At 60.4% G+C, this 24480-nt stretch carries 26 protein-coding genes and 1 tRNA gene; 13 read left to right on the top strand and 14 right to left on the bottom strand.

What is annotated here, in order from left to right; all coding sequences use genetic code 11:
* Positions 1–44 precede the first annotated feature (44 nt).
* From HGP14_RS00240 to HGP14_RS00220, 4 genes are all read left to right on the top strand, one after another.
* A complete protein-coding gene (locus tag HGP14_RS00240) occupies positions 45–455 on the top strand; it encodes an HIT domain-containing protein (protein ID WP_205926983.1) in 411 nt (136 codons plus the stop codon).
* Positions 452–1411: an NAD(+) diphosphatase gene (gene nudC, locus HGP14_RS00235; protein ID WP_168827847.1), complete on the top strand. Its 960-nt coding sequence runs from the start codon at positions 452–454 to the stop codon at positions 1409–1411. The genes HGP14_RS00240 and nudC overlap by 4 nt, the downstream gene beginning before the upstream one ends.
* Before the next feature lie 9 nt (positions 1412–1420).
* Entirely contained in the window at positions 1421–2110 is a 690-nt protein-coding gene (locus HGP14_RS00230) for a YafY family protein (RefSeq protein WP_168827846.1), read from the top strand.
* A gap of 405 nt (positions 2111–2515) precedes the next feature.
* Positions 2516–2902, top strand: a complete 387-nt coding sequence (locus HGP14_RS00220) for a VOC family protein (RefSeq protein WP_168828725.1) — start codon at positions 2516–2518, stop codon at positions 2900–2902.
* Positions 2903–2940: 38 nt separating this feature from the next.
* Here the strand turns inward: HGP14_RS00220 and HGP14_RS00215 are convergent, their stop codons facing one another.
* The gene (locus HGP14_RS00215; RefSeq protein WP_168827845.1) at positions 2941–3801 is read right to left on the bottom strand and encodes a prephenate dehydratase; all 861 of its coding nucleotides are present in this window, start codon (positions 3799–3801) and stop codon (positions 2941–2943) included.
* A gap of 10 nt (positions 3802–3811) precedes the next feature.
* The gene (locus HGP14_RS00210; protein ID WP_168827844.1) at positions 3812–4567 is read right to left on the bottom strand and encodes a 3-deoxy-manno-octulosonate cytidylyltransferase; all 756 of its coding nucleotides are present in this window, start codon (positions 4565–4567) and stop codon (positions 3812–3814) included.
* A gap of 154 nt (positions 4568–4721) precedes the next feature.
* Here HGP14_RS00210 and HGP14_RS00205 point away from each other — a divergent pair, with 154 nt between their 5' ends.
* Positions 4722–5297: a c-type cytochrome gene (locus HGP14_RS00205; RefSeq protein ID WP_168827843.1), complete on the top strand. Its 576-nt coding sequence runs from the start codon at positions 4722–4724 to the stop codon at positions 5295–5297.
* Positions 5298–5358: 61 nt separating this feature from the next.
* On the opposite strand, the gene HGP14_RS00200 is transcribed toward HGP14_RS00205, so the two are convergent.
* Positions 5359–6306 (bottom strand): AEC family transporter, encoded by a 948-nt coding sequence (locus HGP14_RS00200; RefSeq protein WP_168828724.1) that lies wholly within the window; start codon positions 6304–6306, stop codon positions 5359–5361.
* Positions 6307–6728: 422 nt separating this feature from the next.
* Here HGP14_RS00200 and HGP14_RS00195 point away from each other — a divergent pair, with 422 nt between their 5' ends.
* Positions 6729–7721: an adenosine kinase gene (locus HGP14_RS00195; protein WP_168827842.1), complete on the top strand. Its 993-nt coding sequence runs from the start codon at positions 6729–6731 to the stop codon at positions 7719–7721.
* On the opposite strand, the gene HGP14_RS00190 is transcribed toward HGP14_RS00195, so the two are convergent.
* The gene (locus HGP14_RS00190) at positions 7714–8253 is read right to left on the bottom strand and encodes an SH3 domain-containing protein (protein WP_168827841.1); all 540 of its coding nucleotides are present in this window, start codon (positions 8251–8253) and stop codon (positions 7714–7716) included. The two genes, HGP14_RS00195 and HGP14_RS00190, sit on opposite strands and share 8 nt — an antisense overlap.
* Before the next feature lie 184 nt (positions 8254–8437).
* On the opposite strand from HGP14_RS00190, the gene HGP14_RS00185 reads away from it, so the two are divergent.
* The gene (locus HGP14_RS00185; protein WP_168827840.1) at positions 8438–9439 is read left to right on the top strand and encodes a D-glycerate dehydrogenase; all 1002 of its coding nucleotides are present in this window, start codon (positions 8438–8440) and stop codon (positions 9437–9439) included.
* Here the strand turns inward: HGP14_RS00185 and HGP14_RS00180 are convergent.
* The 6 genes from HGP14_RS00180 to HGP14_RS00155 form a co-directional block, all read right to left on the bottom strand.
* Positions 9425–9901, bottom strand: coding sequence for a GNAT family N-acetyltransferase (locus HGP14_RS00180; RefSeq protein WP_168827839.1), 477 nt, complete (start codon positions 9899–9901; stop codon positions 9425–9427). The two genes, HGP14_RS00185 and HGP14_RS00180, sit on opposite strands and share 15 nt — an antisense overlap.
* Before the next feature lie 10 nt (positions 9902–9911).
* The gene (locus tag HGP14_RS00175; protein ID WP_168827838.1) at positions 9912–10721 is read right to left on the bottom strand and encodes a molybdopterin-synthase adenylyltransferase MoeB; all 810 of its coding nucleotides are present in this window, start codon (positions 10719–10721) and stop codon (positions 9912–9914) included.
* Positions 10718–11842 carry a DNA replication/repair protein RecF gene (recF, locus tag HGP14_RS00170; RefSeq protein ID WP_168827837.1) on the bottom strand — a complete coding sequence of 375 codons (1125 nt, stop codon included), beginning with the start codon at positions 11840–11842 and terminating at the stop codon, positions 10718–10720. Before recF ends, HGP14_RS00175 begins: the two co-directional genes overlap by 4 nt.
* A 95-nt stretch (positions 11843–11937) precedes the next feature.
* The gene (locus HGP14_RS00165; protein WP_168827836.1) at positions 11938–12177 is read right to left on the bottom strand and encodes a GIY-YIG nuclease family protein; all 240 of its coding nucleotides are present in this window, start codon (positions 12175–12177) and stop codon (positions 11938–11940) included.
* 176 nt (positions 12178–12353) lie between these two features.
* Positions 12354–12429 (bottom strand) — tRNA-Ala (locus HGP14_RS00160).
* Positions 12430–12576: 147 nt separating this feature from the next.
* Positions 12577–12960 (bottom strand): TIGR02300 family protein, encoded by a 384-nt coding sequence (locus HGP14_RS00155; RefSeq protein ID WP_168827835.1) that lies wholly within the window; start codon positions 12958–12960, stop codon positions 12577–12579.
* Between the two features lie 275 nt (positions 12961–13235).
* Here HGP14_RS00155 and aroA point away from each other — a divergent pair, with 275 nt between their 5' ends.
* From aroA to rpsA, 4 genes are all read left to right on the top strand, one after another.
* On the top strand, positions 13236–14588 hold the full coding sequence (gene aroA / locus HGP14_RS00150; RefSeq protein WP_168827834.1) for a 3-phosphoshikimate 1-carboxyvinyltransferase: 1353 nt from the start codon (positions 13236–13238) through the stop codon (positions 14586–14588).
* Positions 14589–14592: 4 nt separating this feature from the next.
* Complete coding sequence (locus HGP14_RS00145) at positions 14593–15237, top strand: FMN-binding negative transcriptional regulator (RefSeq protein WP_168827833.1); 645 nt, start codon at positions 14593–14595, stop codon at positions 15235–15237.
* On the top strand, positions 15234–15878 hold the full coding sequence (gene cmk, locus HGP14_RS00140) for a (d)CMP kinase (protein WP_168827832.1): 645 nt from the start codon (positions 15234–15236) through the stop codon (positions 15876–15878). The genes HGP14_RS00145 and cmk overlap by 4 nt, the downstream gene beginning before the upstream one ends.
* 169 nt (positions 15879–16047) lie before the next feature.
* Positions 16048–17748 (top strand): 30S ribosomal protein S1, encoded by a 1701-nt coding sequence (gene rpsA, locus HGP14_RS00135; RefSeq protein ID WP_168827831.1) that lies wholly within the window; start codon positions 16048–16050, stop codon positions 17746–17748.
* Positions 17749–17823: 75 nt separating this feature from the next.
* On the opposite strand, the gene HGP14_RS00130 is transcribed toward rpsA, so the two are convergent.
* The 3 genes from HGP14_RS00130 to HGP14_RS00120 all read right to left on the bottom strand — a co-directional run bounded on the left by HGP14_RS00130 (position 17824) and on the right by HGP14_RS00120 (position 21133).
* Positions 17824–19383, bottom strand: a complete 1560-nt coding sequence (locus tag HGP14_RS00130) for a hypothetical protein (RefSeq protein ID WP_168827830.1) — start codon at positions 19381–19383, stop codon at positions 17824–17826.
* Between the two features lie 229 nt (positions 19384–19612).
* Positions 19613–20239 (bottom strand): ribonuclease D, encoded by a 627-nt coding sequence (locus HGP14_RS00125; RefSeq protein WP_168827829.1) that lies wholly within the window; start codon positions 20237–20239, stop codon positions 19613–19615.
* An 84-nt stretch (positions 20240–20323) separates the two neighbouring features.
* Entirely contained in the window at positions 20324–21133 is an 810-nt protein-coding gene (locus HGP14_RS00120) for a MerR family transcriptional regulator (RefSeq protein WP_168827828.1), read from the bottom strand.
* Between the two features lie 200 nt (positions 21134–21333).
* Between HGP14_RS00120 and HGP14_RS00115 the strand changes: the two genes are divergently transcribed.
* The gene (locus HGP14_RS00115) at positions 21334–22614 is read left to right on the top strand and encodes a 4-aminobutyrate--2-oxoglutarate transaminase (protein ID WP_168827827.1); all 1281 of its coding nucleotides are present in this window, start codon (positions 21334–21336) and stop codon (positions 22612–22614) included.
* Positions 22615–22635: 21 nt separating this feature from the next.
* On the top strand, positions 22636–24117 hold the full coding sequence (locus tag HGP14_RS00110; protein WP_168827826.1) for an NAD-dependent succinate-semialdehyde dehydrogenase: 1482 nt from the start codon (positions 22636–22638) through the stop codon (positions 24115–24117).
* 40 nt (positions 24118–24157) lie between these two features.
* Here the strand turns inward: HGP14_RS00110 and HGP14_RS00105 are convergent, their stop codons facing one another.
* Complete coding sequence (locus HGP14_RS00105; protein WP_168827825.1) at positions 24158–24367, bottom strand: SlyX family protein; 210 nt, start codon at positions 24365–24367, stop codon at positions 24158–24160.
* Positions 24368–24480 lie beyond the last annotated feature (113 nt).

Below are 24480 nucleotides of genomic sequence, written 5' to 3'. Positions count from 1 at the left end.
AAAAAAAAACTGCTAATCATAGGAAAAGTATGGAGGAATGCCCTTTGACTGAATTCGTGCTCGACCCGCGGCTCGAGAATGACAGCACAAGTATCATGCCGACAGGCCTGTGCGACCTGAGATTGTCGAAGGACGCCCGCTGGCCGTGGCTGATCCTCGTACCCCGCCGCGCCGACATCACGGAAATCTTCGAACTGACGCCGCTCGACCAGGTGCTGCTGACATTCGAGATCGAGCTGGTGGCGAATGCACTGAAGAAGGTTACCGGTGCCACAAAAATCAACGTCGGGGCGCTTGGCAATATCGTCCGTCAGCTTCATGTTCATATCATCGCCCGCTTCGAAGGCGACGCCAACTGGCCGGGCCCGGTCTGGGGTTTCGGCAAAGCCGAAGCCTATGACGACAGCAAGCGGGATGAATTCATAACGACATTGCGGGAAACCCTTTCATCATGAGTCATTCACTTTTCGATACCGATGCGCCCCATCCGGAGCCCAGCAATTTGACGGCTTTCGCCGCAAACGACCTGATCCGCGATTCCGAGCATCGCGACGAGCAGTCTGTCGATAGGGCGCTGGCGAAAGACGGCACGCATATCTTCGCCTTCACCAAGGACAAGCTCGTCCTGAAGCATGACGGCCAGGTGCTCGACCCGCTCTTCGCCCGCTACGAGCTGCAAGAGCTGCAGCCGCATTGGGACGAAACGATCCTGCTCGGCTACCGCAAGACGGGCGAGCCGCGGCTTGCTGTTCCTGTCGGTACTCCGGCCGAGGATCTCAAAAGCCATTACAAGCCTGCAGACGGCCGGACGCTTTACCGCGACCAACTCATCGATGACGTGCTGCTCGGCGAATTCGCGCAGGCCGCCAGCCTCATCCGCTGGAACTGCGACAACCGCTACTGCGGCCGGTGCGGCTCGGCAATGGAAATGCGTATCGGCGGCTACAAGCGCGTGTGCACGGCCTGCGAGCACATGATCTTTCCGCGCACCGATCCGGTCGCGATCATGCTTGTCATCGACGAGGAGCGCGATCTTTGCCTGCTTGGCCGCAGCCCGCACTTTGCGCCGGGCATGTATTCCTGCCTCGCAGGCTTCGTGGAGCCGGGCGAGACAATCGAAAATGCGGTCCGCCGTGAAACGCTGGAGGAGTCCGGCATCCATATCGGCCGCGTCCGCTATCACGCGTCGCAACCCTGGCCCATGCCGCATTCGCTGATGATCGGCTGCTTTGCTGAGGCAAAATCCAGAACCATCCACCGCGATGAGCAGGAGCTCGAGGACTGCCGCTGGTTCACGCGCGAGGAAACGATCGAAATGCTGGAACGTCCCGGCGCCAATGGCCAGGCATCGCCACCCAAGGGCGCCATTGCCCACCGCCTGATGCGCGACTGGGTGGAATGGAAGCGATAGGTTGATGCAATGGCGCGCTCGGAACGCCTGTTGGCACTGCTTCAGACACTGCGGCGCTATCGCCGTCCAGTGAGCGGCGCCATCCTTGCGGCCGAAACGGGCGTCAGCATCCGCACCCTCTACCGCGATATTGCCAGCTTGCAGGCGCAGGGCGCGCTGATCGATGGCGAGGCAGGGGTCGGCTATGTCCTGAAGCCCGGTTTCATGCTGCCGCCGATGATGTTTTCGCAGGATGAGATCGAGGCGCTGGTCCTCGGATCCCGGTGGGTCGCGCGCGCCGCAGATCCTCGCCTTGCTGCGGCAGGCACCGATGCTCTGGCCAAGATTGCGGACGTCTTGCCGCGCGAGATGCGCGCCGAGATCGAAACATCGACCCTTCTCGTCAATTTCCGTCCGCGCTTCGAGGACAAGGCCGATCTCGGCGTCATCCGCAAGGCAATCCGGGCCGAGCGTATTCTCAAATTGACCTATACGGATGAAAGCGGTGCGGTCACCGTCCGCCGCGTCTGGCCCTTCGCGATCAGCTTTTTCGAGCAAGTCCGGGTCATGGTCGCCTGGTGCGAGCTCAGGCAGGATTACCGCCACTTCCGCACCGACCGAATCATCGAAATCCTCCCGGACGACACGCGTTATCCGCGCCGGCGTGCCGTTCTTCTCAAGGAGTGGAGCGAACAGCAAAACGTTCCCGCCGAACCTTGAAGCCTACTGCCATAAACTGTCAGTAGACGGCGTTATTATCGGTTCTAATCCAAGCAGGAGAACCGATAATGACGAGTCTGAACCTCACCCGATCGGCATGCGTGAATCGACCTGTCGAGAACACACCCACGCATGCGCGATACCCGCAATCCCCGATGCTGCGAATGATGCTGAACGCATCCCGTAACATGGTGCGAAGCCGCTATCCTCGGCTCGATCTCGATGCGATGTCCGACTACATGAAGCGCGATCTAGGGTTCATGGACTGGAGCCCCCCGCACCACGAGGACGATTCAATTCAATTGGCCCCTTAAACGGCCAATCCCGCGAGTTCAACCTCCCGGGCGCCGAAGCCTGCTGCCATAGATTGGCAGCAGGCTTCGGTACTGTGGGGCACGATTTCATATCAAAGAGGAACAGCAATATGTCCAGCCCAATCTTATTATTCTCTACGTCAAGGATCCGGCTGAAAGCGCCGTCTTCTACAAGAACCTGCTCGGCCGCGAACCCGGCGTCGCGGCACCGAATTTTGTCGCGTTTCCGCTCGATGGCGGCTTCACGCTTGGCCTGTGGCGGCGCAGCACGGTCGAACCGCAGCCTTCTGCCATCGGCAATCGGGGCGAAGTCGCCTTCATGGTGCCGGGGGAGAATGCCGTTGCCAACTACTACGAGGATTGGCGAAAGCGCGGCCTGCCTATTGCCCAGGAGCTGACCGACATGGATTTCGGCCCAACCTTTGTCGCTCTCGATCCGGATGGCCATCGGCTGCGCGTCTGCGAGCCGGACAAGTGAGTGGAAAGAAAAAGGGGCGCCAGCGGCGCCCCTTTTTCTTACTTGTGCAATTGCCCGCGCATCGGGTGACCGTGGTAGACCCCGAGAATGCGGACGTTCTCGGAGAAGAACCGCAATTCCTCCAGAGCCCGGCGCACATTGGCGTCGTTCGGATGACCTTCGATATCGGCGTAGAACTGCGTTGCAACGAACTTGCCGCCGAGCTGATAGCTTTCAAGCTTCGTCATGTTGATGCCATTGGTGGCAAACCCGCCAAGCGCCTTGTAAAGCGCAGCCGGGATGTTGCGGACGTTAAAAACGAACGTGGTGACGATCTTTTCTTCCTCGGAAGTACGGCTTGCCCATTCTTCGTCACGAGAGAGGATGACGAAACGGGTGACGTTGCTCTCCGCGTCCTCTACATTTTCGGCAACGATATCGAGGCCATAAAGCTCGGCGGCAAGGCGCGGTGCAAGGGCCGCCATCGTCCGGTCACCGGTTTCCTTGACGAGCTTCGCAGCCCCTGCCGTGTCTCCTGCAATCACCGGCTTCCACCCGTGCGCGCGCACGATTCTGCGGCACTGGCCGAGCGCATGGATGTGGCTATGAACGGTACGGATTTCGTCCTTCGAAACGCCGGGCAACACCATCAGCTGGAAACGGATCGGCATGAAGTATTCGCCGATGATGTGAAGCCGGGACTCGGGCAGAAGATGATGGATATCGGCGACGCGGCCCGCGATCGTGTTCTCGATCGGGATCATCCCAATGTCGGCCTCGCCATTGTCGACCGCCGTGAACGCATCCTCGAAGGTCTGACAGGGCAGCGGCTCCATGGTCGGGAACATGTCACGGGAGGCCATGTCGGAATTCGCGCCGAACTCGCCCTGAAAAGCAATTCGATTGGTCTGGATGTTCATAGCGATGTCCTCACGCCTTCTTTGCCGAAAGGATACGGCGAGCCTTTTCGAGATCGGCCGGTGTATCGACCCCAAGCGGCACGGTGTCGACGATCTCCACGTCGATGCGCATGCCGGCTTCAAGCGCGCGGAGCTGTTCCAGCGATTCGCGCCTTTCGAGAACCGAGGGGCCGAGTGAAACGAAGCGCTCGAGCGCTGCCCGGCGATACGCGTAAAGTCCAATATGGTGATAGAGGGGGCCGTTGCCATACGGCGCCGTCACGCGGGTAAAATAGAGGCCCCGCATGCGGCTGTCGGAGAGCGGCGAGCCGACGACCTTGACGACGTTCGGATTGGTCTTCTCTTCGTCGTCGGTGATCTCGACCGTAAGCGTCGCGATGTCGACGGCCTCGTTTTCGAGCGGCCGCAACGCAGCACGGATTGTTTCGGGATCGATCGTCGGCAGGTCACCCTGAACATTGACGACGATCCGCACGCTGCCTTCCGGATCAACCTTGTTCAAGGCTTCGAAGATTCGATCGGAACCGGATTGGTGATCCCGGCTGGTCATGATGACCTCGAAGCCGGCTTTCGAAACCGCCTCGAAGACCTGCTCGTCATCGACCGCCACGACGACTCGCCCGATCGCCGCTTCCTTGGCGCGCAAGGCCACCTGAACGATCATCGGCAGTCCGCAAATATCGGCGAGCGGCTTGCCTGGAAGGCGCGTGGACGCCATGCGGGCGGGGATCAGAATCAGCACACCATCTAAAATTGAACCGGTCACCGTTCGGGCCTTTCTATTCCAAGCGGAAAATGACAAAAAGTCTCACGTACAAGACCATTTAGACTGTTGCAAGGAACAGCCAAAAGACATAGGTTCCCCGCGATTTCAAGATGGTGCCTTTTCAGGGTCTGCCAATTGCGGGGGAGCATTGCAGATGAAGTCTAATGTGAATATGGCCGTTGGTGCGCTGCTCGGTACAATTTTCGTACTGATGTCGGTGTCGATCGCGTCCGAAGGAATCTTCCACTCCGAAGCACCGGAGAAAGAGGGTTTTGCTATTGTTGCCGAAGAGGCGCCCGCCGCCGGCGGTGGTGAAGCTGCGCCTGCAGCGATGGTTCCGATCGCCAAGCTTCTTGCAACCGCCGATGCCAAGGCCGGTGAAACGATATTCAAGAAGTGTCAGGCCTGTCATGACGCGACCAAGGGCGGTCCGAACAAAGTCGGACCAAACCTCTATGGTGTTGTCGATCGTCCGATCGCCTCGCATGAGGGCTTTGGCTACTCTTCCGCTATGAAGGATTTCTCCAAGGGCAGCAGCGAAAAGTGGACCTTCGATCATTTGAACCATTTCCTGCTGGCACCGAAGAAAGAGGTTCCGGGCACTGCGATGGGCTTTGCCGGCCTGCCGAAGGAACAGGATCGCGCCAACGTCATCCTCTACCTGCATACACTGGCCGATTCGCCGGTCGCGCTGCCCGACCCGAACGCCCCGGACACGGTTACGCAGTGATCCTGGACGGGTTTCGGATGAAAGTTGAGGCCCGGCCAACGCCGGGCTTTTTCTTTTGCGATCAGGCGCCGAGCAGATAGGCCCAGACGGAAACTGAAATGGCGCCAAGCGCTGTCGTGACCGTAATCGTTGAAGCCGCAAGGCTGTGACCAACGCCGAAGCGATTGGCGATCAGCCAGGCATTGACGCCGGTAGGAACGGACGAAATCAGCACCAGCGCAGCTGTCCACTGACCGGTCAGTCCGACCAGATGGCTTGCGGTCCAGACGCAGCATGGAAGCAGCAGCAGCTTGAAGGCGGAGGTCATGCTGGCGATGCCGAGATTGCCGGAAACGCCGTATTTCTGAAGCGCCATCCCCAGCGATACCAGAGCCACGGGTCCTGCGGCGCCTGCCAGCTGATCGACGATGGATTTCACGGGCGGCGGCATGTGAAGACCCGCAACGTGCATCGCTGAGCCCGCCGCAAGGCCGATCACCAGTGGATTTCGGATGAGGTTGAGTCCGATTTGACCCAGCAGCCTTCCAAGGCTCCGCTCGGCTTTGCCCGAAATCTTCCGCTCCGCCCGCTCCATCATGATTGTGCCGATGATCATCATGACCGGCAGATGCACGGCAATCAGAATGGAAAGCGGCACGAGCCCCTCGTCTCCGACGGTGCGCTGAACGAGCGGCAGGCCAACGAAAATCGTATTGGCGAAAGCCGAAGAGACGCCGGCAAGCACACCGATACGCTCGTCACGGCCGAAAAAACGAGTCGCGGCGATGTGGCCGGCGGTCCAGGTAATCGCAACGCCGGAAAAATACGCGATCCAGAGGCGAAACGGCGAAGCGCCGTGAAAATCTGCTTCGGCGATCGTCCGAAAGAGAAGCAGCGGAACGGCAATCTTGAAAACAAAATCGCTCAAGGCGTCCCCGACATCCGCCTTCATCAATCCGGCTTGCACGACCAGCCAGCCGATAAGGATCATGACGAAGATGGGGAGAACGTCGAAGAAGATGGCTATCATGCGGGGAAAGGCCTTGCGCGGGATACCCTGCTCTACCAGCAAAACTTCTTCATTGACAATGGAACGGCAAAGAGAGGCGCCTACAAACGGGGCGATGGAACGAAAAAAGCGGGCATCGCCCGCTTTTCCGCATCCGGCCTCGCCGGACACCCGGTTTCCGGGTCTGCCAGTTCATCCGTGGTCAGCCCGCTCCGGTGCAGTGTCGAAGGGTATCATTCCCCTCTCATCCGGCTGCAACGCGAAAACTGTTCATGCCGGTCTGCTTGCGAACAATATTTAAAAGCTCAAGGTGACAGCCGCATGACTCCTTGGCGGCATTTTTGCGAACAAATAGAGGGACCAGCCTCGTTTTTTCTTCCAATGACCGGAAATTCGGGTAAGACCAACCCCCGGCGATCATTCAACCCGGACCTATCCCTTTCATGACCAAATTCGATGTTCTGACTGTCGGCAACGCCATCGTGGATATCATCGCGCGCTGCGACGACCAGTTCCTCACTGACAACGGTATCACCAAGGCAGCGATGAACCTCATCGACGCCGAACGCGCGGAACTTCTCTATTCGCGCATGGGACCTGCCCTTGAAGCGTCCGGCGGCAGCGCCGGCAATACCGCATCGGGCGTTGCGAGCCTAGGCGGCAAGGCCGCCTATTTCGGCAAGGTCGCCGAGGACCAGCTCGGCGCGATTTTCGCGCACGACATCAGGGCACAGGGAGTACATTACCAGACGAAGGCGAAGGGCACATTCCCGCCGACAGCGCGCTCCATGATTTTCGTCACCGATGACGGCGAGCGCTCGATGAATACCTATCTCGGCGCCTGCGTCGAGCTTGGCCCGGAAGACGTCGAACCCGACGTCGTAGCTCAAGCCAAGGTAACCTATTTCGAAGGGTACCTCTGGGATCCGCCGCGGGCCAAGGAAGCGATTCGCGAATGCGCCCGCATCGCCCATGAGAATGGGCGCGAAGTGTCCATGACACTTTCCGACAGCTTCTGCGTCGATCGCTACCGTGCGGAATTCCTCGACCTCATGCGCTCCGGCACAGTCGACATCGTTTTCGCCAACCGGCAAGAACTGCTGGCACTCTACGAAACCGAGGATTTCGAGGAAGGGCTCAACAAGATCGCCAAGGATTGCAAGATCGCAGCCGTGACGATGAGCGAAGACGGCGCCGTGATCCTGAAGGGCAACGAGCGCTGGTACGTCGATGCGATCCGGATCGAGGAAGTGGTCGATACCACGGGCGCTGGCGATCTCTTCGCCTCCGGTTTCCTTTACGGCTACACGCAGGGGCGGACGCTGGAAGATTGCGGCAAGCTCGGCTGCCTTGCTGCCGGGATCGTCATCCAGCAGATCGGGCCGCGTCCCATGAAGTCGCTTGCCGAAGCAGCCCGCGAAGCGCGACTTATTTGAAGGCTTCGCCTGGATAGGCGCCCCAGATTTCCGACTGCGCTACCCAGCCTTCGACGCCGTCGGTATCGGCATGGCACCAGTCGCCGTTGCATTCGCCGATATTGATCGTCACGCCCGGCTCCAGCTTGGCGACGATCGTCGCCGAGGCCAGGGGTTCGCGCCGCACATTGACATAAACGGATTTACCCTTGCCCTTCATCCACGGAGCGGCAATCGCTGCACGCTTCCCGGATAGCAGGGACTGGTTCACCCAGCCTTCCGTGCCGTCCGCGTCGCGGATGCGCCGCCAGTTATCGTATTCCTGGATGATTTCGACCGGCAGCCCAGCCTTCAGATACATCCAGGAGGCGGCGTAATCCGTGCCGGGGCCGATCCGAAGATTGACGCGCTTCGACTTCAGCGTGACGAAACGCGGAAGCGGCAGGCCGCTCGGGCCCTTTGCCGCTTGGGCCCAGGCCGATTCGACGGCACCTGCCGCAAGCATCAGACCGACCGCAAAAACGAGGCAGACCTTCAGAGAGTTTCCACGCATTGGAGAGTTCCGTTCACTCGAATTCGCGAGCAGGTCCAGCCTGCTCACCGCCGGACTTCGACATTCGTCTAGCGCCATACGCGACTTTTATTTGTCTTCGCGTACGGGTCTGATAGAAATTGCCCGAGACCAAAAATTATCCCCGTCTTGGTTAAAGACCTCTGAACAAACGTGGCCGGCCGCGATGACATCGAAGAAAAAACCGAAGGTCTATATCACCCGGAAACTGCCCGATGCGGTGGAGACCCGGATGCGGGAGCTCTTCGATGCCGAGCTCAACATCGACGATTCGCCGCGTTCCGTTCCCCAGCTCATCGAGGCTGTAAGGACCGCCGACGTTCTGGTGCCAACCGTGACGGATCGCATCGATGCGGCCCTCATCGAGCAAGCCGGACCACAGATGAAGCTTATCGCGAGCTTTTCGAACGGTACGGACCATATCGATGTCGAGGCCGCAGCCCGAAGAGGCATCACGGTTACCAATACGCCGAATGTGCTGACCGAAGATACGGCCGACATGACCATGGCGCTCATCCTCGCGGTGCCGCGGCGTCTCGGTGAAGGTGCGCGGGTTCTTACCGACAAGCCGGGCGAATGGGCCGGATGGTCACCCACCTGGATGCTCGGCCGGCGTATCCACGGCAAGCGAATCGGCATTGTCGGCATGGGCAGGATAGGCACGGCAGTGGCGCGCCGCGCCAAAGCTTTCGGCCTGTCGATCCATTATCACAACCGCAAGCGCGTGAATCCGGCAACCGAGGAGGAGCTGGAGGCGACCTATTGGGAAAGCCTCGACCAGATGCTGGCGCGCGTCGATATCGTTTCCATCAATTGCCCTTCGACGCCGGCCACGTTCCATCTGATTTCCGCACGCCGCCTCGCGCTGCTGCAGCCGACAGCCTACATCGTCAACACGGCGCGCGGCGACGTCGTCGATGAAGCCGCCCTGATCAAGTGCCTGAGGGAGGGACGGATCGCCGGCGCCGGATTAGATGTTTTCGAGAACGAACCTGCGGTCAATCCGAAGCTCGTCAAACTTGCGAACGAGGGCAAGGTGGTGCTGCTCCCGCATATGAGTTCGGCGACGATCGAAGGCCGGATCGACATGGGCGACAAGGTGATCATAAACATCCGGACCTTCATCGACGGCCATCGGCCACCGAATCGCGTGCTACCCGGCCGTTAGAGCCTTGCGCATTTCGATATAGGTAATGCGGTCGAAGCCTGGATGGGATTTCTCGGCCGTCCTGGCAAAACCCCAGCCAGCGAACACTACGTGGTTTTCGGTCAGTTCGATGCGCGTATCGAGCCGCAAGGCAGGCAGTCCACGCTCTTTCGCAACACCTTCGGCGATTTGAAGCAGCTGCCTTCCGACACCCCCGCCCTGAGCCTCCGGGGCAACGGCGAGTTTGCCGATGTAGAGGCATTCCGGCTCCTGTTTCAGGAACATGCAGCCAAGCAGATCTTCCCCTTCCAGCGCCAGATAGCCGATTTCGTTGGCAGCCTTTTCGGCAAGCGATTGCGGCGTCAGACCGAGGGCGGAAGACGGCGGATCGATGCGGTCGTTCATATAGGCGAAAGACGAGAGGATCAGCTGCAGCAGCTCGCCCCAGCGGCTGAAACTTGCATCGATCCGGATGATCTTCATGTGTCTGGTTCTATCTTGGGCGGCGTCGCTTGTAGCGGACGGTGTCGAAACGGGCGGCAAGCGCATCGTAGAGCAGCAGGCGGCCGACCAGCGGCTCGCCGGTGCCGGTCACAAGCTTGATCGCCTCCATAGCCATCAGCGTGCCGATCACCCCCGTGAGAGCGCCGATGATGCCGGTTTCGGCGCAGGCGGGAATGAGGCCCTCCGGCGGCATTTCCGGAAAGAGGTCGCGGTAGGTGGGATTGTGCGTCCCGTCCTCGCTTCGTTCGTAGGGCTTCAGCACCGTGAGCGAACCGTCGAAACGCCCCACGGCGCCGCTCACCAGTGGAATTTCCGCCTTCTCCGCGGCATCGGCTGCGGTGTAGCGCGTCTCGAAATTGTCCGATCCATCGATCAACAGATCAAAGCCGGAAAGATGGCGGGAGGCCCACTCCGCCGAAAAGCGCTCCTCGAAGCGAATGACCCTCACATGCGGGTTCAGCCGGGCGATGGCCAAGGCCGCGCTCTCCGTCTTCAGTTCGCCGATGGTGCCGGAATCATGAATGACCTGCCGCTGCAGATTGGAAAGCGATACGCGATCGTCGTCGGCGATGCCGAGCGTGCCGACCCCCGCGGCTGCCAGATACTGCAACACCGGCGCCCCGAGACCGCCCGCTCCAATCACCAGAACACGGGCGGCCTTCAGCTTTTGCTGGCCCGCCCCGCCGATCTCCGGCAGGAGGATATGACGCTGATATCGCGCGATTTCTTCGGGGCTCAAAGGTTCCATGCGGGTGATGCTAGCATGGCCGGAAGGCGTGGGGAAAGCCGCATCCGTCATTCGAAGACGCCGCCATCGGCCACGGTGAAAAACTGCGCGCGCGCGCCGAGGACGGCAAACATCGACCGATCGGTTCCGGTGATGAAGGCCTGGCCGCCAAGCGCATCGATGAGATCGAAGAGGGCGGCACGCCGGCCCTCGTCGAGATGCGCGGCGATTTCATCGAGAAGCAAAACGGGCGCGTGGCCCGTGAGATTGGCAACGAGCCTGGCATGGGCGAGGATCAGGCCGACAAGCAGCGCCTTCTGCTCGCCGGTCGAGCAGCGCTCCGCCTCCATCTGCTTCTCGCGGTGGCGAACGAGCAAATCGGCCCGGTGCGGACCATCGAGCGTGCGACCGGCAGCCACGTCGCGATAACGGCTTTCGGCAAGCATCGCGGCATATTCGTCTTCGAGATCGACGGAAGGACGCGTGAGTTGACCGTCCATGAACCCGGAGAGCTCGAGCGAGGCGGAGGGGAAAGGCGAGGTTTCGCGCGTTTCCTCGATGAGGCGGGCAAGCAGGCCGAGCATTTCCTGGCGGGCCAGCGCCATGGCGATGCCGAGGCTCGCCATCTGCTCTTCGATGCCTGACAGCCAGGAGGGATCGAACCGGCCCTCGTCCAGCAGCTTGTTGCGGCTGCGCATCGCCCGCTCGAAATCGCTGGCGCGGCGGCCATGAGCCGGATCGAGCGACAGAACCAGGCGGTCGAGAAAGCGGCGGCGATCAGAAGAACCGCCGGTGAAAAGGCCATCCATGGCAGGCGTCAGCCAGAGCACGCGCAGATGGTCCGTCAGCTCGTCGGCCGTCTTTGCCGGCGTGCCGTTGATGCGCAGCCTGCGGCCGGTGTTCTCGTCGCTGGTATCAGCGCCCGTCCCGATTTCGACGTGGCCCTCCATGCCCTCGAGTTCGGCAAAGATCGAAAATCCTGCCGGAGCGCCGACGCGGGTGACATCGGAATAGGTGACGCGGCGCAGGCCCCGTCCGGGCGAGAGGAAAGAGACCGCCTCCATCAGATTGGTCTTGCCGGCACCATTATCCCCCGTCAGCACCACATGCCGCCCGTCGAGCGCCAGCGACGCCGCCGCATAATTACGGAAGTCGGTCAGCTTCAGGCGCGAAAGGGAAACCTTGTGGGGCATCGATGGTCCGGATTCGTGGTTCGGGGCAGAGCTATGCCGAAGCGGGGTGGATGGCAAGGCTGTGTGGAGAGATCGCCGATTCGTGTGAACCTCGGCTACAGACGTTTCTTCGCAAATGCCCTACCCGACGCAGACTTCAGATAGCGCTCGAAATCGATTGCCTGTTGCTCGTCCGAGAATGCCAAGTATGTCTTGAGCGTCCAGGGACGGTATTTCGACGTGTAAGAGACCTCACCTGCGTTGTGCTTCGTAATACGCGCCTTCAGATCGCCGGTCATGCCGACATAATGACGATCTGGAAAGTTGACGCTGATCAGGATGTAAACATACTTCATCCTGCAACCATAGCTGAGCTTGCCAGCGGTTCAACGTCACAATCGGAATAATGAGGGTGTTCAAGTCGGCCCGCCTTCGTCGCCTTGCAACTTCGGCGCGGCAGCCTCCGCTTTCTTCTTCGCTCCCTGTCGTCAAGCCTCTTGGCTTGCCGAGCCGAAGCTCAAAGAGCGTAGGCTGGTGGAGCTAAGCGGGATCGAACCGCTGACCTCTTGCATGCCATGCAAGCGCTCTCCCAGCTGAGCTATAGCCCCATCAGGGTGGTCCGGTATTTGCCGGTCCTGGGATACTCCGCGGCGTTGCCCGGCGGAGTGGCGGCTTCTTACTTGCGGTTTTCGCAGATAGCAAGCCTAAAAAACCGGCCCGGAGATTTTTTATCATCCGGGCCGACGTTCGTTCGATCAGACTTCGTCTTCGTCGCCGGTGACGCCGATGATGTCACTCATGTCGTCGTCTTCATCTTCCTCGGCTTCGAGGAAGGTGTCGTCGTCATCGCCTTCGATTTCGACGTCGTCGTCACCCATATCCGGGATATCGTCGCCGGCTGCACCTTCATCGGCATCCTCGAGCGATACGAGTTCGACTTCTGTGTTCTCGGTATCGACTTCCTGCACGTCGTCTTCTTCGGTCGCCTCTGCAGCCGCAGCCGCCGAGGTTTCCTGGAAGAAGGACAACGGGTAGGACTTGCCGGTATAAGGAGAAACGATCGGGTCCCGGTTCAAGTCGTAGAACTTCTTGCCGGTTTCCGGATCGGTACGCTTGGTTCCAAGTTCCGCTTTCGCCACTATAAGCCTCGTGAGAATAGCCGAATCAAAATTCGGCAAATGCCGTTCAAACCGGCGTTTCTATCGGAATTTATAAGCCGGTCCCCATAATCGCTGATGCTCCCCATGTCAAAGCCAAACTTTACGGCAGCAGCGCCCGCCTTTTTCAAAGCCCGGAGGATGACCGGCTTTCGACTTTGTGCTAACCAGCCGGCAAAGCCGTAAAACCAGCCGGGAACTGATGCAGGGCCAGGCATTTTGCGGGAATTTGTGCCGCTTCTGCAAGGGATTTTTCCGTGTCGCATGGATCTGCGCCGAAACCTGCCACCGCGAGAAAATCCGCCGCCCTGACGGGCACGGTCCACATTCCGGGCGACAAGTCGATTTCGCACCGCGCCTTCATGCTCGGAGGCCTTGCGTCCGGCGAGACGCGCATCACCGGCCTTCTGGAAGGTGAAGACGTCATCAATACCGGCAGGGCGATGCACGCGATGGGCGCCACGATCCGCAAGGATGGCGATGAATGGATCATCCGCGGCACCGGCAACGGGGCGCTCCTTGCCCCGGAGACGCCGCTCGATTTCGGCAATGCCGGGACCGGCTGCCGCCTGACGATGGGCCTCGTCGGCGTCTATGATTTCGAAAGCACCTTCATCGGCGACGCTTCGCTTTCCAAGCGGCCGATGGGCCGTGTGCTCGATCCGCTGCGGGAAATGGGCGTGCAGGTGAAATCCACCGCTGGCGACAAGCTGCCGGTGACGCTGCACGGGCCGGGAACGCCAGGCCCATTAATTTACCGCGTTCCGATGGCATCCGCGCAGGTGAAGTCGGCCGTGCTGCTCGCCGGTCTCAATACGCCAGGCATCACGACGGTCATCGAACCGGTGATGACGCGCGATCACACGGAGAAAATGCTGCAGGGCTTCGGCGCCGAGCTTTCCGTCGAGACCGACAATGCCGGCGTTCGAACGATCCGGCTCGAAGGCCGCGGAAGACTGACGGGCCAGGTCATCGACGTGCCGGGCGATCCGTCCTCGACGGCCTTCCCGCTGGTGGCGGCACTGCTTGTCCCAGGCTCCGACATTACCATTCGCAACGTGCTGATGAACCCGACACGCACCGGCCTGATCCTGACCTTGCGGGAAATGGGCGCCGATATCGAAGTGCTGAATGCGCGCCTTGCAGGCGGCGAGGACGTCGCCGATCTGCGCGTCCGCGCCTCCGAACTCAAGGGCGTTACAGTGCCGGAAGAGCGTGCTCCGTCCATGATCGACGAATATCCGGTCCTCGCCGTTGCCGCCTGCTTTGCAGAAGGTGCGACCGTGATGAAGGGGCTGGAAGAGCTGCGCGTCAAGGAATCCGACCGTCTTTCGGCCGTCGCCGACGGACTGAAACTGAATGGAGCTGACTGCGACGAAGGCCGGGGCTTCCTTGTCGTGCGCGGCAAGCCCGGTGGCAAGGCCCTCGGCAGTGCATCCGGCGGCCGGGTAAAGACTCATCTCGATCACCGTATCGCCATGAGCTTCCTGGTCATGGGGCTTGCTTCGGAGCATGCTGTAACCGTTGACGACGCGACGATGATCGCCACCAGTTTTCCGGAATTCATGGACCTGATGACAGGTCTCGGTGCGAAGATCGAGCAGGAGTAAAGTCATGTACCAGCCGCCGCATTTTCGCGAAGACGATCTTGGCGTCCAGCATGAGTTGATCCGGGCTCATCCCCTCGGCTTGCTGATCACGGCAGGAGGTTCGGGGTTGATGGCCAATCCGGTGCCTTTCCACCTTGATGCGAATGCATCCGAGAAGGGTACGCTCCGGCTGCACCTTGCCAAAGCGAATGGCCAGTGGCGTGATATTCAGGATGGTGCGCCCTTGCTTGCCGTTTTCCAGGGCGCAAACTCCTACGTGACGCCTTCCTGGTACCGGACCAAACAGGAAACCGGCAAAGTCGTGCCGACGTGGAACTACGCAATCGCGCAGGCGCGCGGTCCAGCGCGGGTTATCGACGATGCCGAGTGGCTGCTGCGGCAGATCAATGCCATCACGGGCCAGCAGGAAGGCAATCGCGAAGAGCCATGGGCCGTCCATGATGCGCCGGAGGATTTTGTCCGTGCGCAGCTGAAAGGCATTATTGGCGTCGAGATCGAGATCACAGCAATCGAGGGCAAATGGAAGGTCAGCCAGAACCGGCCAGTCGCAGATCGCGAAGGCGTGGCATCCGGTTTGAACGAGGTGGAGGGCCAGGCCGAGATGGTGGACCTGGTAAAGCGCTACGGCGGGCTGGAAGGTAATCATTGAGCAAGACATTTACGATCGCCATCGACGGGCCGGCAGCAGCAGGCAAGGGCACGCTTTCACGCCGGATCGCCGACGAATACGGGTTCCATCATCTGGATACGGGGCTGACCTATCGCGCGACGGCAAAGGCCTTGCTCGATGCGGGGCTGGCGCTCGATGACGAGCAGGTCGCGGAAAAGATGGCCCACAAGATTGAACTCAGCGGGCTCAATCGTGATATACTTTCGAGCCACGAGATTGGCGAAGCCGCCTCGAAGATTGCCGTCATGCCGGCCGTGCGCCGGGCGCTGGTCGAGGCGCAGCGGCGATTTTCGGAAAGGGCGCCGGGCACGGTGCTCGACGGGCGCGATATCGGCACCGTCGTCTGCGCCGGTGCGCCGGTGAAGCTTTATGTGACGGCCTCTCCGGAGGTGCGTGCAAAGCGCCGCTATGACGAGATCATCGGCAAAGGAGGAACGGCTGATTTCGATGCGATTTTCGAGGATGTGAAGCGGCGCGACGAACGCGACATGGGACGGGCCGACAGCCCTTTGAAACCAGCAGAAGACGCGCACTTGCTTGATACGTCGGAAATGAGTATAGAGGCCGCGTTTCAAGCCGCAAAATCGATCATCGATGCGGCCTTGAGCCGAAACAACTGAATTCGAGTGCTTTCCCGCCTTTGCGGGGCGCTTCTGAAAAGCCTGAAATTCCGTCCAAGCGCCGGATTGCTTCCTGACAGGGAGGCGGACTGGGTTCAGGCCCGTTCAACACGAACCAACCGGCGCATACGTGAGCCTTGAAGCTATCGAAGGCCACGCAGGAGATTTTATGTCAGTAGCTACTCCCTCTCGCGAGGATTTCGCGGCCCTTCTCGAAGAGTCCTTTGCCAAGAACGATCTGGCTGAAGGCTATGTCACCAAGGGCATCGTCACCGGCATCGAAAAGGATGTCGCCGTTGTTGACGTCGGCCTGAAGGTCGAAGGCCGCATCGCGCTCAAGGAATTCGGCGCACGTGCTAAGGACGGTTCGCTGAAGGTCGGCGACGAAGTCGAAGTTTATGTCGAGCGTATCGAAAACGCGCTTGGCGAAGCTGTTCTGTCGCGCGAGAAGGCTCGCCGCGAAGAAAGCTGGATCAAGCTCGAAGCCAAGTTCGAAGCTGGCGAGCGCGTCGAAGGCGTGATCTTCAACCAGGTCAAGGGCGGCTTCACGGTCGATCTCGACGGTGCGATCGCCTTCCTGCCGCGTTCTCAGGTCGACATCCGTCCGATCCGCGACGTATCCCCGCTGATGCACAACCCGCAGCCCTTCGAAATCCTCAAGATGGACAAGCGCCGCGGCAACATCGTGGTTTCGCGCCGTACGGTTCTGGAAGAATCCCGTGCCGAGCAGCGTTCTGAAATCGTTCAGAACCTCGAAGAAGGCCAGGTTGTTGACGGCGTCGTCAAGAACATCACCGATTACGGTGCGTTCGTTGACCTCGGCGGCATCGACGGCCTGCTGCACGTCACCGACATGGCATGGCGCCGTGTGAACCATCCGTCTGAGATCCTGAACATCGGCCAGCAGGTCAAGGTTCAGATCATCCGCATCAACCAGGAAACCCACCGCATCTCGCTCGGCATGAAGCAGCTCGAGTCGGATCCGTGGGATGGCATCCAGGCCAAGTATCCGGAAGGCAAGAAGATTTCCGGTACCGTCACGAACATCACCGACTACGGTGCGTTCGTCGAGCTGGAGCCGGGCATCGAAGGCCTGATCCACATCTCGGAAATGTCCTGGACCAAGAAGAACGTACATCCCGGCAAGATCCTGTCCACGAGCCAGGAAGTCGAAGTCGTCGTTCTCGAAGTCGATCCGTCCAAGCGCCGTATTTCGCTCGGCCTCAAGCAGACGCTGGAAAATCCGTGGGCAGCATTCGCCCGCAACCATCCGGCCGGCACTGAAGTCGAAGGCGAAGTCAAGAACAAGACCGAATTCGGCCTGTTCATCGGTCTCGACGGCGACGTTGACGGCATGGTGCACCTCTCCGACCTCGACTGGAACCGTCCGGGCGAACAGGTCATCGAAGAGTTCAACAAGGGTGACGTCGTCAAGGCTGTCGTTCTCGATGTTGACGTCGAAAAGGAGCGTATCTCGCTCGGCATCAAGCAGCTCGGCAAGGACGCAGTCGGCGAAGCAGCGGCTTCCGGCGACCTGCGCAAGAATGCAGTCGTTTCCTGCGAAGTCATCGCAGTCAACGACGGTGGCATCGAAGTGAAGCTCGTCGAGCACGAAGACATCACCTCGTTCATCCGCCGTGCAGACCTCTCGCGCGATCGCGACGAACAGCGTCCGGAACGCTTCTCGGTCGGCCAAGTTGTTGACGCCCGCGTCACCAACTTCTCCAAGAAGGACCGCAAGATCATGCTGTCCATCAAGGCGCTGGAAATCGCAGAAGAGAAGGAAGCCGTCGCTCAGTTCGGTTCGTCCGACAGCGGCGCTTCGCTCGGCGACATCCTTGGCGCGGCTCTGAAGAACCGCGGCGAGTAATCGCTCTAAGTCTTTAAGACAAAGAACCCGCCGGAGCGATCCGGCGGGTTCTTTATTTGATCGAATGCTTTTCGATTATTCCCAGCCGGCCATGCGCTGGTAGAGCGCGTAAATTGGATCGGCGATGGTGTCCGCTGCCGGCGCAACCTCCGGCTCTGGCAGGTTCGGCAAGATGCCCTCGGAGCCTGCTTCGTCTGCTTCGGCATCCGGCTGCTGCTCGCCTGATGGCGCGTGCTGGTTCTGAGAACCGCTTCCTTCATGATCGCGGCGGTGCATTTCACCGTCCTTGCGTTCGCTTGAATGCTTGGCGAAGTGGTAAGGGTGCTGCGCGTAGGCGAAGCCCTCGGCGGGTTTCACAAGACCGGCCTTCTGGGCCGCTTCGGTGAGCTCGGCTAGCGCAAGCGCAGGCTGCGCGGCAATCTCCTTCGGCTCGCGCGCCAGAGCGGCAGCGTCGGCACCGGCGGGGCGTACAACCGCTTCCGCCTGCTGCGCATTTTTCGCTTGAGCGGCTTCAGCCGGCAAAGCGGGCATTTCCTTCGCAGCGGCCTCTTCGAGCACAGGGGCGGTAGGTGCGTGGTCAGCCGCGAGATCTTCCGAGAGAACGCTGGCGTTGTGCTCTCCGATGATAGCAACGACCAGTTCCGAGACCTTCTCCGTCATGGATGCGAGTATGCTGCTCCACGCTTTCGGAATGACGGAATCGGATTTCGCAAATTCCTTCGACCCAAGCGGTCCTGCCTGCGCTTCTCGAACAGTCGTGTTCGGCTCGTCCGGCCCCCGCTGGTCTTTGAGATCGTCGATTGGCAACTCGTCCGCCACTGAGTTCTCCGCCATGACAGGCTCTTCGCCGACGCTCGCCAGCCTTTCTCCGACAATTGCCTTCGGCTCTTCCGGCAGCGATTTTTCCTCGATCTGTGGTCTGACCTCTGTACTCTCCGCAGTATCGGGCTCATCGAAGACGGCATCGATGTTCTCGACGGGTTGTTTCTCCAGTTGGGCAGACTGCCGCACCGGACTGAACCCGGCCGGATACGAGGTCGCGGCCGTCACTGACGGCCCCCTCGATGAAGCGGCAGGCGGGCTTTCCCCTTGCAGACGTATTTTCGGGCGCAGCTCGCCGGGAAGCGGCGAAGCATCGTTCTGGTGATAGGAGTATACGACAGCACGCGCGGCGAGATCGCGGTCTTTGTATGGGAGGGTTTCCAGATAGGCGATGATGCGACCAGCTTCCGGTCCTGCCGGATTTTTCAAAGCCTCGGCAATGAGACGTAGCGGCAGGTTCTGGCCCTGCGCAGCCAGCTGGCGTTCGATCTCGTTGATTTTTGCGGGCGGCAACTTCTGGATCGCATCCGCGAGACGCGAGGCAAAGACCAGATCCGTTTCGTCACTCTCGCGCGGCAATGGCAGGGCACGCGAGGCAGCCTCAATCGCCTCGAGAAGGGCCTCGAACATCTGTTGCTTGGCGGCAATCAGCAGCAGATTGAGCTTGCCGGCAATTGCCGAATTCAGGTCGGAGGCCTCGACAGCCTGGACCGGTACGACGACTGATCGCTCCAAACCGCTTGTCGCGAGCGCGGCTGTCTGACCGTTGGAGGAAAAGCTTACATTTGACGCTGCACGAACCGGAGTCAGCATGGCATGCTCCTTCTTTCGCAAAGTGACGATGGAAGCAGATCACAAGAGGGCCGCGCTCATCCGGCCCCTCGCATTCGTCTGCAGACCTCCGGGTCCGCATGACGCATCATGGCGCCGCCGAATGCATAAAGATTGATGAAAATCCTATCGAAGGGCCATTAATGAAATGCTAACGGCCGGAGGGGTGTCCCGTCCGGCCGCTGCAGGAAAGTCTTTGGTTCTGAAGACGTCAGCTGTGAGCGAAGATATCCGCTTCTTCCCAGCCGAGCAGGTCGAGCTTCGCGCGGGTCGGCAGGAATTCGAAGCAGGCGTTTGCGTGATCGATGCGGCCGTCGCGGATCAGCCGCTCCGTCAGCTTGTCGCGCAGGGCGTGCAGGTAGAGCACATCGGAGGCGGCATATTCGAGCTGTGCCGGCGAAAGCGTTGCCGCTGCCCAATCAGAGGACTGCTGCGCTTTGGAGACGTCGACGTCGAGCATCTCCTTCAGATTGTCCTTCAGACCGTGGCGGTCCGTATAGGTGCGTGACAGGCGGGATGCGATCTTGGTGCAGAAGACCGGCGCCGTCGTCACGCCGAAGGTGTGGAAGAGCACGGCGATATCGAAACGGCCGTAGTGGAAGATCTTCTGGCGGGCCGGATCGGCAAGCATGGCGACGAGGTTTGGCGCTTCCTTCTGGCCGGCGGTGATACGGATGACATCGGCCGTGCCGTCGCCCGTCGAAAGCTGCACGACGCAAAGCCGATCGCGGCGGGGCACAAGGCCAAGCGTCTCGGTATCGATCGCGATTGCGCCGGTGTAGCGGGCGGCATCCTCCGCAGAAATATCGCCTTCGTGGTATCGGATGGTGGCGGCCATGGGTATCTCTATCGTTTCAATGTCTCTCGTGGCGCTATAGCGCAAAGGCAGGCGGCGCGATACCGGTTTTCGGCCCTGCCGGCGTCAGAATGTCGGCGGAGTGTTGATCCACAGAAGCACTGTTTCACCATCGTGGCGATTGCGCCAGGAGTGATAGCGGCGGCTCTCGAAATAGAGCGAGTCGCCGGGACCGAGATCGAAGAACTGGTCGGAATCGAGAACGAGTTCGAGGCGGCCGGAAAGGACATGCATGAACTCCTCTCCTTCATGCCTGTAGGCGCCTTCGCTGGCGGCACCCGGTGCCAGCACAAAGCGGTGGCAATCCATCATCCTTCGGCCTTCGGCCAGCAGCTGGACCGTCACGCCCGGCGTGGTCTGCGGCCAGGTGCGCCATTCGCCGGAACGGACAATCTCAGGACCATGTTCGCTCTCCTCGCCCGAAAGGCGCGAGACCGTTGTGCCGTAGTATTCCGCCAGATCGTGCAGGGTCTTGAAACTGACGCCCTGAGAGGTACGCTCCAGGGTCGAGAGCGTGGAAGACGTGATGCCGGTATCACCGGCGACCTGTTCGAGCGTCTTTCCCGCGGCATGGCGAAGCCTGCGCAGCCTGCGGCCGAGATCGGAAACTGCGCCGTTCTCCACGCCTTCGGCCGACGGCTCCTCATTTTCCAGCGCCTCACGGATCGCAGCCGGATTGAGGCCGCGTTCGAGGCGATACCACGATATCCGTTTCAGCCGGGCGACGTCGTCTGCGCTATATTGCCGGTGGCCTGTTCCGGAGCGTTCCGGAACGAGCAGTCCCTGACTTTCCCAGAGGCGGACAGTGGAGGCGGAAACGCCTGCCAGCCTTGCCACTTCGGCCACCTTATAGCGTACCGGGCCGTTGTCGTTCATCAAGCATCAAACCCCTGATTGCCTATGGTTTCAAACATGCTCGCTATCAGAATCTTTCGATGCGAGCATCCATCAAAAACCTTGATGTTTGAAGCAGTAAACGCCGCTTGATTTCTTGCAGGAAAAATGTAGGAATTTTGTATATATCTTGCAGAACTTATGCAAGGTAATTTCACCTCTTTGAGCGCAGGAGCGCAACGATGAACGCGATCACCCTTACAGAGCGGAAGAACGCTGCGATTTCGCGCGGCGTCGGCATGACCACGCAGATTTACGCTGACCGCGCGGAAAATGCCGAGATCTGGGACAAGGAGGGGCGGCGCTATATCGATTTCGCCGCTGGCATCGCGGTGCTCAACACGGGTCACCGCCATCCACGCGTGATCGCAGCGGTCAAGGAGCAGCTGGATCGCTTCACCCACACCTGCCATCAGGTCGTGCCCTACGAAAGCTATGTGCATCTCGCAGAACGCCTCAACCAGCTGGCGCCCGGCGACTTCGCAAAGAAGACGATCTTCGTGACGACGGGAGCCGAGGCCGTCGAAAACGCCGTGAAGATCGCGCGCGCTGCGACCGGCCGCTCGGCCGTCATCGCCTTTGGCGGCGGCTTCCACGGCCGCACATTCATGGGCATGGCACTGACAGGCAAGGTTGTGCCCTATAAGGTCGGCTTCGGCGCAATGCCCGGCGACGTCTTCCATGTGCCCTTCCCGGTCGAACTGCATGGCGTTACCGCCGAACAATCGCTCGCGGCGCTGAACAAGCTGTTTGCAGCGGACGTCGATCCGCAGCGCGTTGCCGCAATCATCATCGAGCCGGTCCAGGGCGAAGGCGGCTTCTACCCCGCTCCGACGGCCTTCATGAAAGCGCTTCGCGAGCTTTGCGACCGGCACGGCATGCTCTTAATTGCTGACGAGGTGCAGACGGGCTTTGCTCGCACCGGCAAGATGTTTGCGATGGATCATCATGAGGTCGCACCCGACCTGATCACCATGGCGAAGAGCCTCGCCGGCGGTTTCCCGCTGGCTGCGGTCACCGGCCGGGCGGAAATCATGGATGCCCCGGGACCGGGCGGCCTCGGTGGCACCTATGGCGGCAACCCGCTCGGCATCGCCGCTGCCCATGCCGTCCTCGATGTGATCAAGGACGAGGATCTCTGCAATCGCGCCAATCAGCTCGGCGGCCGACTGAAGCAGCGGCTGGAATCGCTGCGCGACAAGGCGCCCGAGATCACCGACATCCGCGGTCCGGGTTTCATGAACGCTGTCGAGTTCAATGACAAGACCACCAAGCTGCCGAGCGCCGAGTTTGCCAACAAGGTTCGCCTGATCGCGCTGGAGAAAGGTCTCATTCTTTTGACCTGCGGCGTGCACGGAAACGTCATCCGCTTCCTTGCCCCGATCACCATTCAGGACGATATCTTCGGCGAAGCGCTCGATATCCTCGAAGCCTCCATTCTTGAAGCAAGTGCGGGCAAGTAACCGCCCTTCGGAGTAAATGACATGGCATTCACGACTGCACTGACCAAGCACGTTCCGTTTTCCTCGCCATTCCTGCGCGACACCGGCTACATCAATGGCGAGTGGACGAAAGGCGGAGCCACGAAAACCTTCGATGTTCTGAACCCGGCGACCGGCGAAGTCCTCGCTTCGCTACCGGATATGGGCGCAGCCGAAACGAGAGCGGCGATCGACGCCGCTTACGCCGCCCAGCCCGCCTGGGCAGCACGCCCGGCAAAGGAACGCAGCGCAATCCTGCGCAAGTGGTTCGATCTTATGGTTGCCAATGCCGACGAGCTGGCCGCGATCCTGACGGCCGAGATGGGCAAGCCATTTCCGGAAGCCCGCGGCGAAATCCTCTACGCCGCTGCCTACATCGAATGGTATGCCGAGGAAGCCAAGCGCATCTATGGCGAAACGATTCCGGCGCCGTCGAACGACAAGCGCATGATTGTCATCAAGCAGCCCGTCGGCGTCGTCGGTGCGATCACGCCCTGGAACTTCCCCGCCGCGATGATCACCCGAAAGATCGCTCCTGCGCTCGCCGTCGGCTGCACCGTCGTCTCCAAGCCCGCCGAGCAGACGCCGCTTTCGGCGATTGCGCTCGCGGTTCTTGCCGAGCAGGCCGGCGTTCCGGCCGGCGTCTTCAATGTCATCGTCGGCGAAGACGGCCCGGCGATCGGCAAGGAACTCTGCGGCAACGATAAGGTCCGCAAGATCAGCTTCACCGGTTCGACGGAAGTCGGCCGCATCCTGATGCGCCAGTGCGCCGACCAGATCAAGAAGGTGAGCCTCGAGCTTGGCGGCAACGCGCCGTTCATCGTCTTCGACGATGCCGACCTCGATGCCGCTGTCGAAGGTGCGATCGCCTCGAAATACCGCAACGCGGGTCAGACCTGCGTCTGCGCCAACCGCCTCTATGTCCAGTCGGGCATCTACGACGTCTTCGCGGCCAAGCTGTCCGCGAAGGTCGAAGCCATGTCGGTCGGCGACGGCTTCACGACCGGCGTTGCGATCGGCCCGTTGATCGACGAGCAAGGCCTTGCCAAGGTCGAGGATCACGTCAGCGACGCGCTTTCCAAGGGCGCCAAGGTGCTGACCGGCGGCAAGCGCATCGAAGGTGCGGGCACCTTCTTCACGCCGACAGTTCTGACCGGTGTCGCCAAGGGCATGAAGGTCGCCAGGGAGGAAACCTTCGGTCCGGTTGCGCCGCTTTTCCGCTTCGACACCGTCGAAGAGGTGATCCAGCAGGCGAACGACACGGAATTCGGCCTTGCTGCTTATTTCTTCGCGGGCGATCTGAAGAAGGTCTGGAAGGTTGCCGAGGCGCTGGAATACGGCATGGTCGGCATCAATACCGGGCTGATGTCCACCGAGACGGCACCGTTCGGCGGCATCAAGCAATCCGGCCTTGGCCGTGAGGGCTCGCGCCATGGCGCAGACGACTACCTCGAAATGAAGTATCTCTGCATCGGCAATCTCTGAAAGCGAAAGGGCGCCTCTGGGCGCCCTTTTCATTTCCGCCTCAATAATGCGGCGGCTTTGTTATCGTCGGCGCTTCCAGCGATTGCTCCTCCAGTGAAAGAAAACGCTCCGTCAGGCGGTCGAGTTTCGCGCGCGTCTGCTCGACAACCTTCCATTGTTCCGCAAGTTGATCCGAAAGCTCGTCGATCGTCTTTGCCTGATGCGCAACCGTCTCCTCGAGCTTGGTGATGCGGCTTGTCTCTTCGGCCATCGATTTCTCTCCCGGCAATAGCTGGCCTTTCAAAGCCGAAACAGGCCTTCAGGTCAATTCTTTCGAGGCTCGCGAAAAACGATTCCGAAAGTGAACCGTTTAGTTACTAATAG

The organism is Rhizobium sp. P32RR-XVIII (assembly GCF_012641395.1).
Lineage (GTDB): Bacteria > Pseudomonadota > Alphaproteobacteria > Rhizobiales > Rhizobiaceae > Rhizobium.
Note: the sequence above shows the minus strand (reverse complement) of the source record. Positions and strands in the feature narration are given on the sequence as shown.

Coding starts and splice junctions, on each gene's coding strand:
- rpsA (WP_168827831.1), top strand. CDS start 16,048: ATGTCAGTAGCTACTCCCTCTCGCGAGGATTTCGCGGCCCTTCTCGAA.
- HGP14_RS00175 (WP_168827838.1), bottom strand. CDS start 10,721: ATGACGGATGCGGCTTTCCCCACGCCTTCCGGCCATGCTAGCATCACC.
- HGP14_RS00115 (WP_168827827.1), top strand. CDS start 21,334: ATGAACGCGATCACCCTTACAGAGCGGAAGAACGCTGCGATTTCGCGC.
- HGP14_RS00180 (WP_168827839.1), bottom strand. CDS start 9,901: ATGAAGATCATCCGGATCGATGCAAGTTTCAGCCGCTGGGGCGAGCTG.
- HGP14_RS00190 (WP_168827841.1), bottom strand. CDS start 8,253: ATGCGTGGAAACTCTCTGAAGGTCTGCCTCGTTTTTGCGGTCGGTCTG.
- HGP14_RS00145 (WP_168827833.1), top strand. CDS start 14,593: ATGTACCAGCCGCCGCATTTTCGCGAAGACGATCTTGGCGTCCAGCAT.
- HGP14_RS00205 (WP_168827843.1), top strand. CDS start 4,722: ATGAAGTCTAATGTGAATATGGCCGTTGGTGCGCTGCTCGGTACAATT.
- HGP14_RS00105 (WP_168827825.1), bottom strand. CDS start 24,367: ATGGCCGAAGAGACAAGCCGCATCACCAAGCTCGAGGAGACGGTTGCG.
- HGP14_RS00195 (WP_168827842.1), top strand. CDS start 6,729: ATGACCAAATTCGATGTTCTGACTGTCGGCAACGCCATCGTGGATATC.
- HGP14_RS00120 (WP_168827828.1), bottom strand. CDS start 21,133: ATGAACGACAACGGCCCGGTACGCTATAAGGTGGCCGAAGTGGCAAGG.
- HGP14_RS00125 (WP_168827829.1), bottom strand. CDS start 20,239: ATGGCCGCCACCATCCGATACCACGAAGGCGATATTTCTGCGGAGGAT.
- HGP14_RS00165 (WP_168827836.1), bottom strand. CDS start 12,177: ATGAAGTATGTTTACATCCTGATCAGCGTCAACTTTCCAGATCGTCAT.
- HGP14_RS00110 (WP_168827826.1), top strand. CDS start 22,636: ATGGCATTCACGACTGCACTGACCAAGCACGTTCCGTTTTCCTCGCCA.
- recF (WP_168827837.1), bottom strand. CDS start 11,842: ATGCCCCACAAGGTTTCCCTTTCGCGCCTGAAGCTGACCGACTTCCGT.
- HGP14_RS00185 (WP_168827840.1), top strand. CDS start 8,438: ATGACATCGAAGAAAAAACCGAAGGTCTATATCACCCGGAAACTGCCC.
- HGP14_RS00215 (WP_168827845.1), bottom strand. CDS start 3,801: ATGAACATCCAGACCAATCGAATTGCTTTTCAGGGCGAGTTCGGCGCG.
- HGP14_RS00230 (WP_168827846.1), top strand. CDS start 1,421: ATGGCGCGCTCGGAACGCCTGTTGGCACTGCTTCAGACACTGCGGCGC.
- HGP14_RS00200 (WP_168828724.1), bottom strand. CDS start 6,306: ATGATAGCCATCTTCTTCGACGTTCTCCCCATCTTCGTCATGATCCTT.
- HGP14_RS00130 (WP_168827830.1), bottom strand. CDS start 19,383: ATGCTGACTCCGGTTCGTGCAGCGTCAAATGTAAGCTTTTCCTCCAAC.
- nudC (WP_168827847.1), top strand. CDS start 452: ATGAGTCATTCACTTTTCGATACCGATGCGCCCCATCCGGAGCCCAGC.